At 37.7% G+C, this 9825-nt stretch carries 10 protein-coding genes and 1 pseudogene; all 11 read right to left on the bottom strand.

What is annotated here, in order from left to right; all coding sequences use genetic code 11:
* On the bottom strand, nucleotides 1-1208 hold a 1208-nt coding region (gene essB, locus GMD6S_RS07225; protein WP_000796946.1), incomplete at its 3' end, for a type VII secretion protein EssB.
* A complete protein-coding gene (locus tag GMD6S_RS07220; protein WP_000434883.1) occupies nucleotides 1209-1448 on the bottom strand; it encodes an EsaB/YukD family protein in 240 nt (79 codons plus the stop codon).
* Nucleotides 1449-1513: 65 nt separating this feature from the next.
* Nucleotides 1514-1978, bottom strand: a complete 465-nt coding sequence (gene essA, locus GMD6S_RS07215) for a type VII secretion protein EssA (RefSeq protein ID WP_000720508.1) — start codon at nucleotides 1976-1978, stop codon at nucleotides 1514-1516.
* Nucleotides 1979-1989: 11 nt separating this feature from the next.
* Nucleotides 1990-5019, bottom strand: a complete 3030-nt coding sequence (gene esaA, locus GMD6S_RS07210; protein WP_025172602.1) for a type VII secretion protein EsaA — start codon at nucleotides 5017-5019, stop codon at nucleotides 1990-1992.
* 71 nt (nucleotides 5020-5090) lie between these two features.
* Nucleotides 5091-5375, bottom strand: a complete 285-nt coding sequence (locus GMD6S_RS07205) for a WXG100 family type VII secretion target (RefSeq protein WP_001173991.1) — start codon at nucleotides 5373-5375, stop codon at nucleotides 5091-5093.
* A gap of 231 nt (nucleotides 5376-5606) precedes the next feature.
* The gene (locus GMD6S_RS07200; RefSeq protein ID WP_000358232.1) at nucleotides 5607-5915 is read right to left on the bottom strand and encodes a hypothetical protein; all 309 of its coding nucleotides are present in this window, start codon (nucleotides 5913-5915) and stop codon (nucleotides 5607-5609) included.
* Between the two features lie 13 nt (nucleotides 5916-5928).
* Nucleotides 5929-6243: pseudogene (locus tag GMD6S_RS13110) on the bottom strand (hypothetical protein).
* A complete protein-coding gene (locus tag GMD6S_RS07190) occupies nucleotides 6224-7894 on the bottom strand; it encodes an Mbeg1-like protein (protein ID WP_000132379.1) in 1671 nt (556 codons plus the stop codon). Before GMD6S_RS07190 ends, GMD6S_RS13110 begins: the two are co-directional and overlap by 20 nt.
* Nucleotides 7884-8306, bottom strand: coding sequence for a hypothetical protein (locus GMD6S_RS07185; protein ID WP_000747466.1), 423 nt, complete (start codon nucleotides 8304-8306; stop codon nucleotides 7884-7886). Before GMD6S_RS07185 ends, GMD6S_RS07190 begins: the two co-directional genes overlap by 11 nt.
* Before the next feature lie 141 nt (nucleotides 8307-8447).
* Entirely contained in the window at nucleotides 8448-8837 is a 390-nt protein-coding gene (locus GMD6S_RS07180) for a hypothetical protein (protein ID WP_000747476.1), read from the bottom strand.
* 140 nt (nucleotides 8838-8977) lie between these two features.
* Nucleotides 8978-9367 carry a hypothetical protein gene (locus GMD6S_RS07175; protein ID WP_000745394.1) on the bottom strand — a complete coding sequence of 130 codons (390 nt, stop codon included), beginning with the start codon at nucleotides 9365-9367 and terminating at the stop codon, nucleotides 8978-8980.
* Nucleotides 9368-9825 lie beyond the last annotated feature (458 nt).

The raw sequence follows: 9825 nt of genomic DNA, 5'->3' as shown, positions 1-9825 counted from the left end.
TTGTCTTGCGGATTAGGAGTTGTAGAAGCATTGGAGCTTGATTCACTCGTTAGTAGCTCACTTCGACTATCCCAGTATTTCTTATACTCGCTTTCCAAAGTATTCAACTTACTTTCACGGTCTTTCCCTGACAAGTTGCCATCTTCTCGAACCTGCTTGATTTCCTGAGTCAAAGCGTAGAGAATCAAGTCACTGTCGTTAATCCGTTTGGCAATATCAAGAGCCTCTTCAAAGCGATTGCGCCCAACCTGGATCCAGTAAGTCAAATAAAGCTCATCTGACTTGAGTGTTACGTTGTTCAAGATGACTTTCTTTTGTTCAGAAGAAAATTCCAACCCCTGAATATAAGAGTAAGCCAACTCATACTTTTGCGTATTCGGCAAGCTAGCTGGATCAATTCTCTCTAATTCTGTAATAACACCACTATAATCAACTTTAATAAAGGCAGTATCTGCCTGCAACATCTTTTCTTTGAAAGGATTTTGCACAAAAATCAGATAGATCAGTGGAACGATCAACAAGACAACGCTGGCTGTTAACCAAATCGTTGCCAGTTTAAAGACACGATGGCGTCTACTTGGAACCAAGACCAAATCTGCCCGTTCTTTCGCAGCCTTCTCCGTGTAGTACTTCTCCAAAACAGCTACTGCAGCCTCTATATCATCTGCCTGACATAGGTCATTTAAGAAGTCGGGCAAGGTCTCTAATTCCAAGGAACCATTATAAAGATCCATGAAATCCAAATCGCTAAATAGTGTTACTGTAAAACATTTAGCCTGGCGTAAAAAATCTTCTGAGGATATGGATTGAGGAACCATCAGACCAGGAATTCCACGATAAGCAATCTTAGCCTGAGCATCCTTGGTAATAAAGAGATTTACTGGGTGCAAAAGGAAAGTCACAGGTAACTCCAAGGCGCCCTCTAGACGAAAAACGTTTAGGGCCAAACGGATTCTTTCCGAAATGGTACGTTCCTTTATTTCCTCATAAGTCAGTCCATGAGCTTCGACTTGATAGGAGAAGGTGACACTATCCTCATCAGACACCATCGATTGCTCCAAAAAGAATGGATGATGCAAATCCAATAGTAAGAGTTCCCGTAAATCTTGACTCGCAACATCTGAACGTTTGAGTTTTAATTCCCAGTTTGTTTCATTTTTTTCATAGACAAACGACTGTCCACCAAATTCAAATTTTTCTTCAGCCACCTATATCTCCTCAATTTCTACTAAATCTCCTGTCGTCATAGGATAATCAGACAGATGTTTCCCTTCATCAATCAACAAACCTTTATTGACAATTCTTAATTGATATTTTTTTCGCTTGATACCTGGATTAAAAATCGTATCCACTTCTCGCACCAGCCGGCGCACTTCAATTCGCCGTGGAATGCGAATATCCACATCTCTTTCTCTCAAACGTAGGGTAATATTGATATGTTGCTCCACCTTTTACACGCCTCCTATGCCTGGTTTATCCTTTTCTAAGTTATTTAGACAGACTAGTTAAAAACTTAGTCCATCCCTTCTACCATCACACGATAACTCATTACTGCCGTTGCTCCAAAAAGCAAGAAAATCAACACCACATAGAATATCTCTGGAAGAAAGTCATTCAGACCACCTTTTTCTACATGGCCTATATTTGTTTGAAATTTAATTGTTTTTTGAGCATTGGGCTGAAACAACTGTTCTTCAGAAGATTTTTTCACTGGTCTCTGTATAGCAGAAAACAGTTGGCCCCTTTCTGTGATCAACTGTTCCTCTTGATGCTGTTGCATGTCCTGCAACCTCTTTTGAGTTGCTTCATTAAAAAGCTCCTTGGTTTGTTCAGACTGTAGACCAAATTTCAATCCCTCTTTCTTTTCAAGTCGGGAATCATCAATCTGCAGACTATTATCCTTCAAATCATCTGCAGCAGCCCCAGAGACTGCTGCACATGTTACTAAGGTAAGAAGGAAAAGAATGATTTTCTTCATATTTCTATTTTCTATTCTTTCTCAGCTTGGTTTGCTTGAAACCACAAACTACTTTCTCTGATAAAAATATTTATAACAAGTAAAACAGCTATGACAACAATCGTTGCAACAAAAGCGATAATTGCTGCTGGATGTCCATCAAAGTATCCTGAAAGCAAACCTTCTAATATTGATAACGCATTGAGATTTTTGATAAATGCTGGGAAACCAGTTAGACTTGCTGTTGTCCCAATAGCATTTGATAGGTAGACAAAGCTAATCATCATAAAGAAGGAGAGTCCCATACCAATCACTCGGAAATGTTTAAGCAATAGATATTGTCCTTGAATCAGTACAAATGCGGCTAAAACAATTAATAGAACCCAAGATGGTTGATATTCACGACCAACCTGTAGCTGAACACTTGATACAACACCAACTACCAATCCGACAACGATACTTAAAGCAGATAGGATGGTTACCGTCATCAAGTCTGTATCATGTAACTTATCAAGTTTGAACTTATCTTTGACTTTGCGAATAACGTTTTGAGTTGCAAACAGATAGGCTGTAAAGAGACTAACAATCTCCAATAGTAAAATCCATGTAAATGGACGGTAAACATTGACAGTCGCTTTCACTGAAGTAGCATTTTGGGTAACAGGGTTGGATAAGAAGTTCAACAACACTTCATTTGGTACCCCATTTTGATAGGCATTATTCAGAACCTTCACAAAGGATTCTACAAAGTTTCCATTGTTAGTTAATTCTTCGTTAAACTGCGTCATCAAGGAGTCAGCATCTTGTGACAACTTTTCAGTACTTGTTTGAGCGTTTGACAATTCACGATTGAAATTACCTAAAGTCTCATTCACAGACTCTGCAGCTTTGACATTACTTTGAGAAGATTCCTTCACACCCGTAGTTTCTGACAAGAGAGCTGCATAATCCGAATTTAGGGTAGCCAATTGATTATTAGTCTCTTCAAAAGCATCATTGCCTTTCCCTTGCTTCTCAACCAAATCCTTTAGATTTTCTTCCAACTTCTTGTACAACTCTAACTGTTCATTGATTTTTGTATTCAATTCTTGGTTGGTAGTCAAAACATCCTTCACATTTTTTTCTAGAACAGGCTTGAGAGTAGTCAGTTTTGACAAGGCTTTATCTACTTTCTCTTTAGTACCCTCTGTATCTGTATCGCTAGCAGGTGCAGTCAGACTGTCTTCATACTTCTTCAGGTTTGAACTAATAGCTTCAAGCCAAATATTTGATAAAGCATCTGTTACATCACTATTTCGTAACTCTTTGACAGTATTGTATGCTTGTCTGAGTGCTTCCACCTTTTGGTAGTCAGAAGCTATTTTCTGAACCTTTTGTCCATAAGTCACTGCTGCTTGCTGAACGGCTAAGACATCTATCGGAGCACTGACTGCTTGAACATCATTCAAGGAAATATCAACAGTCTTTGGCTCCGCTTTTGGAGTTGGGCTTGAAGCCCCCGTTGAACTTGTAGTTGGAGTCGGAGCTGCCTCTGCAACACTATAGGCTACTTTGAAAGTCCCACCCGTCTTCAAATCAATTTCTTGACCAAACTCAACTGGTGTGCCATCATAAGTGACCGAATGAACCGTCACTCCTGTTCCAGCCTTCCATGATACCTTAGCCTTTGTTCCTGTTCGTCCAACAGCACTCGTACTCGTGATTGCCAGATGTTCCAGATTCTTCAAGTCCGTCAAAGAAATCTCGTCGCTTGGCTCTTTAATCGTTTTTAAATCTGTATAGTTTACAGAAGGAATTGTGATTGGTGTCATACCAAAACCACTAAATTCTTTTCCACTAAAGTCTTCTTTGGGTAATTCTGAGATTGCAGAAGCCAGCTGCTCTTTTAGAGATTCCTCAACCTTCTCTAAATCCTTGTTTGCAGCTTTATCCAAAAATCGATCAAGAGTGATTTTGCTCTTCTCACTTGTTCCATAGTAAGTGGCTAATTTCTCATCAATAAAGTTATGAATATCATTTTTATGATTTTCAAACTTGGTTCTTTCATCTGTTAGATTTTTCTGTAAGCTACCAATCTCTGTGCTGATGCTTTCTGCTACTTTTTTATAGTAAGCCTCAACTTCTGGTGACGTTCCATCAGTGGATGCTGGTGTTCCATCTATATTCGCAGTCAGACTACCTTGAGCTTTAATTAATTCCTTATAGGTTTCAATTTGTCCCTTAACGTCTTCCCGACTCTGAGAAATGAGCCCAGTGATAACATCCGCATGATTTTTCTTCTCATCTACTCTATTCTTAAGTAGAGTTCCAAACTTCTCGCCATAGGCAATCTGCGAAACATCAAAACGACCAAAAATCTGTGAGTAGCCCTCCAAACCTGTCTTTAAAGCAGTGTTGGCGTCAACAGAGGAACTAGACATACTATAGAGAGTTGGGAAAAGATTTTTAGAGTTGATAGCTGTATTATATAAATTCGTACGATAGTTTCCGATATTGGTTGCTTGTATCTGTGAGCTAGCTTGAACATTCTTTTGTGCTGTATAAAGGTTGTTCAAAATACTAGCCATATACATGTCAACTAACTGACCATTCAAATCAGAAACAATATCTTTCGCTAGTTTATTTGCATCATTTTCTACTTGCAAATTTCCTTGCGCATTCACCTTATAATTGATGGTTGTCTTATCAACATTGATGCTGTTAATATCGAGTATTTTTTCAGAAAAGTCACTAGGAATTGTTAAAACGAGTTGGTATTTCCCACTTTCTAACCCAGAATCAGCTGCTCCACGAGGGACAACAGACCAATTTTGTGAATTATCACGCTCGATATTTTTTACATAACTAGCACCTAGATTGTATTCTTTTGTATCTACGTAGACAGGCTTATCTTCATTTACGATAGCTACATTTAATTTTGTCTGCTGATTAGCCTTTGCATTATTCTCATTGCTAATCGTTGTATTTTTTTGAACAGATAGATTCAAAAAAATAATCAATGCAAGCAACCCTAATGCCAACAGACTACTTCCTATATATTTAAAAATTCTATTCTTCTTCATATTACTTTAAATCTTCTCCGTCATAAAAAATAGGAAGGCTCTCGCCCTCCTAAAGCCACTTATATAACAAATTAAATTTGTGATGCAAGATCTTGGTCGTTTTGTTCAACAATTTCAGCAACCTTGTTCAACTGTGCATTGATTTCATCAAGCAAAGTTGCAAACTCCTCAATTTTTGGAGACAATTCTGTGAATTGGCGATCAAAGCTCTCAAAAGCAGCACCTTTCCAGTTGTCTCGGATAGTATTTTGCTCTTGAGTCAATGTACGAAGTACTTGTCTTACTTCCTCAGAACCTTGAGTGTACTTTTGAGCAGAGGTGCGCAATTCTTCTGTTGTTAATTGAATTAAAGCCATGTGAAACTCCTTTATATTAATTTATGCCCTCATTATATCAATAATTTGCCTCAATTGCAAGTTTAAAATTCATTTTTTATTCTATTTATAAAAAAAATAAGAGCTATTCCCATCTAAAAACTAGTAAGAAAGATTAAATTATCTACTTTTCTTGTATAATTACTTCTTTTTTTATTTATAATAACAAAGTATAACAAACTCATATCATCCTTCTTTTATAAGGTATATTTGTCAAACGTTCTTTTCTTCTAACTTTCTATGAAAGTTTTTATTCTCTTGATGACGAGCTTCCAACACATTCTCTATACGACTCTTGTAAAGTTGATGATAGTTATCCAAATTGTTCTCTATCTCAAAGATATATGGTTGAATTTCAGCAAAACTACTGTCTCTGCATGCATAGGAAAGCGCCTCTAGGAGATGATCCGTCTCCCTACTAAACTTGTGGAAATCATCATCCAAATCCATCTCTAAACGCTCTAAGTCTCGTAATTTACGATTATGCTCATCCTCTAGTTTCTGAAGTTCCTTTTTATCCATCACAAGTTTTCTCCTAGTTTTTGATTGGACTTTGTAAAGTAGGGGTTTGCATGGTCTGAGTCAAGTAAGTTTCAGCAGCATCAGCAGCCTTGCCCTCAAATCCACCCTTAATATTGTTTACATAAGTCTTAGAAGCGTACTCTTACATATCTGAAGCTGCTTCTTGCAACTTTTTAGCTAACTCCACTCCTTTAGCAAGGATTGACAGTTCTTTTGCAGTTACTAAGGCCCTGACTGCTTGGCGTTCTTGTTCCTTCATTCTTTCTTTGAAGCCTCTGTCAAGTTGCTCTCTTGTAATTAAAGTATCCTCATCCGTTAGGACTAACATTCTTTCCCCTCCATGTTTGTTTTACATCCGCCAATAGATTGTTAAAATCTTCAGCACTATCTGTATCTATGCTCTCAAAGGAACCACTAGCTTTAACCAAGCTTTCCCCTAGTTGCTCGATTTGTGTCAGGAAGGATGTTGCTGCAGTCTTCGTGTCACTTGCAACGCCTTCATCCCAAAAGCTTGTTGTGTCAAAACCAGAAAGTAGATTTGTAACTTCTGAACTTGACAAATATCCAACCATGTCAAACGCTGTCTGTCTTGTTTCTTTTATCATGTTTTGAATATCTTCCTTAGCATCTGAAAGTAAAGTTTTCACAGATTTAACTTTGTCTTCCATGTCAAAATTTGCCAACTGGGCTGCTGTCTGAAGCAACTGAGCTCGGACCAAAATCCTCTTTTCTCCTGTAAGATTACCATCTCTCAGTTGTTCCTGATAACGAGGAATAGCTTCTCGATCCCATTTTATCGATTCTTTACGAGCTTCTTCGACAATTTTACTATACTCTGTTTTAAAATTCTCATAAAAGCCATATCCGATAGCTGCCTTATTTACGATTTCCCCCCTCATAATGGCATTTAAAACATTTGAGGCTACATTTTCATCGACTCCTAAAGCCCGGAGGGAATCCAAGGTTGTCGCTATCAGTCGAGCTAGCTTTTCACCTGCCCTGAGCAATTCTGGGTGAAAATCCTCAGACGCAGTCAATAAATTTCCCTTTCCATCCGATTGGAAAACACCAAAGTCATGGGAACTTTCCGGATCAGTAATCTGGGTATAATGAAGGGGGACAAGGACATTGACTTTACCGACGGGTTTTTTAAGAGGTTCATCGGAGTCCCCAGGTAATTTGGTAATGGTATGCTCACGATTGAGCATACCCACGACATCAAAAGGATTGACATAGTACTCTATTTTTTCGCTAATCTTTTTGATTTTCTCATCGCTGAGTCCCATTTTCTTTAAACTCTTTGTCGTGTCCGGGCCGTCAAAGAGGACGACTTTGCCGATTTTCTCCAGTTCTTCATCAGTAAGGCCAGCTACCCCTTGCGCAGAGACAATGGTTCCTAGGGAATGAGCTGCAATGTCCATCGTCGCATTTGGAGCCTTTTCGCGCATCTCAGCGATTTTCGTTTTCATTCCTACTGTTGCTAACTTGGCTTGCGGCGTATGGATATGGTTGAGCGCAAACTGAGCGTCGTTGTCAACCCAGTCGTTCCAATTTTCTTTACTGATGGCATCACTGCCGCGGATAGTCATATAAGTTTTCGTAGTATCATTAGTCAAGGTAGGCGTATCCGTTAAGTAGTAGGCACTGAAACCAGCTTCATCATCAGTTAAGAGTCCTTTTTGATAACGTTTGTGACGAATATCCTGCCTCATCCCATTCGCATCAGGAACTGGTATCGATGTAACTTTATAAGTATCTCGCAAATCAGGATCTGGCTGCAAGTAGACCTTACCGTCATGAGGAAGATGTTTACCTCCGGGAGTGATTTCACCATCATCATCTATATCTTGGGAATAATCTATCAAAGTCCAATTTACAGCATTATTATAGCGTGATAAAGTATTTGGTCTCCCTCTATAAGCCGACTGAGATAAATTTGCATAAAAATTGTCATAATCTTTTAGATTACTATCCGTCATACTTGTCCCAACCTCCATTTTTTAACACTCTAGGCTGATTATACATACCAATCCTATCTATTGAAGGCACATCATTTTTATTTTTTAATCGAAAATCTATTGTAAAGTCAGAATCCTTTATATGATTAAAAGAACCCTTCACTGATAGATTATAACCTCCCCCCTGTGGAGTTCCATTCCCTATCTGTTCAACAGTTAAACTATTCCAATCCATCTGAACAGATTCTATCTTTGAATTTTTAGACTTTACAAATTTTACAATTTCTTCTTCATGTTCCTTTAAATAAGCCATCTGCTTAGCCCGTGGGCTCAGAGTTATTCCTCCAAATAGATTTGTTTTCTGTGCCATCCATGCGCCTCCTCCAAATACTACAAGGGCTATAACTAGCCAAAGTAAAGTACGTTTTTTCATCTCTTTCTTCCTATATAGTGGAATCTAAGTATATTATATCATGAATGTAAAAAAAAATACTTTTAGCAAGTATTCGAAATCGGTGGGGAATGAAGAGAATGTTAAATTTGAGTAAAAATTATCAAAGGTTTTAAGTTACTATTAATCAAAAATCCTTCCTCCTACTCGCAATGGACCGCCTTGCATCATAGTATCAAAAGCAACTCGTCCATCTTCAATTTCAAAAATTACTTGCCAAGTTGAGCCCTCTATATTATTAAAGCCTCCTCCAACTATTACAACATTCCCTCCTCCTTTTGGAGTTCCATTTCCAACTTTTTCCCACATTGTTTCATCCCAATCAATCTGAACAGATTCTACTTTATGATCTAAAGATTTTACAAACTCCTTAATCTCCTCTTCATGCTCCTTTAAATAAGCCAACTGCTTAGCCCGTGGGCTTAGAAATAGATTTGTTTCTTGTGCTATCCATGCGCCTCCTCCAAATACTACAAGGGCTATAACTAGCCAAACCAAAGTACGTTTTTTCATCTCTTTCCTCCTATATAGCGGAATCTAAGTATATTATACCATGAATGTAAAAAAAAATACTTTTAGCAAGTATTTGAAGTCAGTGGGGAATGAATGATGTTAAATTTGAATAAAAATTATCAAAGGTTTTTAAATTACTATTACTCAAACGGTTTCCCTCCAATGCCTAGGCCATTAACTAATGTCATCGAAGCTAAATCAACTTTTCCATCATCTACAATTATCATTACATGCCAACCAGAATTATCAATGTTATTAAACGTTCCATAAACATCAATAATATCTCCTCCTCCTTGAGGTGTACCATTTCCTACCTTATCCCATTGTGTCTGTCTCCAATCAATTTGAACAGATTCAATCTTTGAATTTTTAGACTTTACAAAATCTTCTATTTCTTTTTGATGCTCCTTTAAATAAGCCAACTGCTTGGCTCGCGGACTTAGAAATAGATTTGTTTCCTGTGCTAGCCATGCGCCTCCTCCAAATACTACAATGGACAAAACCAGTAAAATCAAGGCACGTTTTTTCATATTGATACTCCTTCAGATATATCATCTCCCTCTTACAATCCCAAACTCCTTAATTAAAAACAAATTACGGATCTATTGTTGCTTTAGAAATAGAAGATTGTCATTAAAACTAGTATAGCATAAAAGCCTCAAACAGCCTATTTCACCAATCACTCTTCTTGAAGATTTGTTAATAATTTGACCAGAAGAATTTGAGTTGAATGCAAAGAAACAATAGTGTGAATTGTGCTAAAAATCATCAAAAACACCTCATAGTGTGAATCATGAAGTGCTTGTGAACGTTGATAGTATCGTATTGATTAACGTTCTGAGGCAACTGACTTTGTCAGATTGCACCAATTTAGTATGAAAATATAAAAAAGAACACCTCGAAAGGTGCTCTCTGTAAGTATAGTAATTTTCTCGAATTAACGTTTACTAAATTGTGATGCTTTACGAGCTTTCTTAAGACCTGGTTT

This window comes from Streptococcus sp. GMD6S (assembly GCF_000297015.1).
This window is presented reverse-complemented; position numbering and strand designations above follow the sequence as displayed.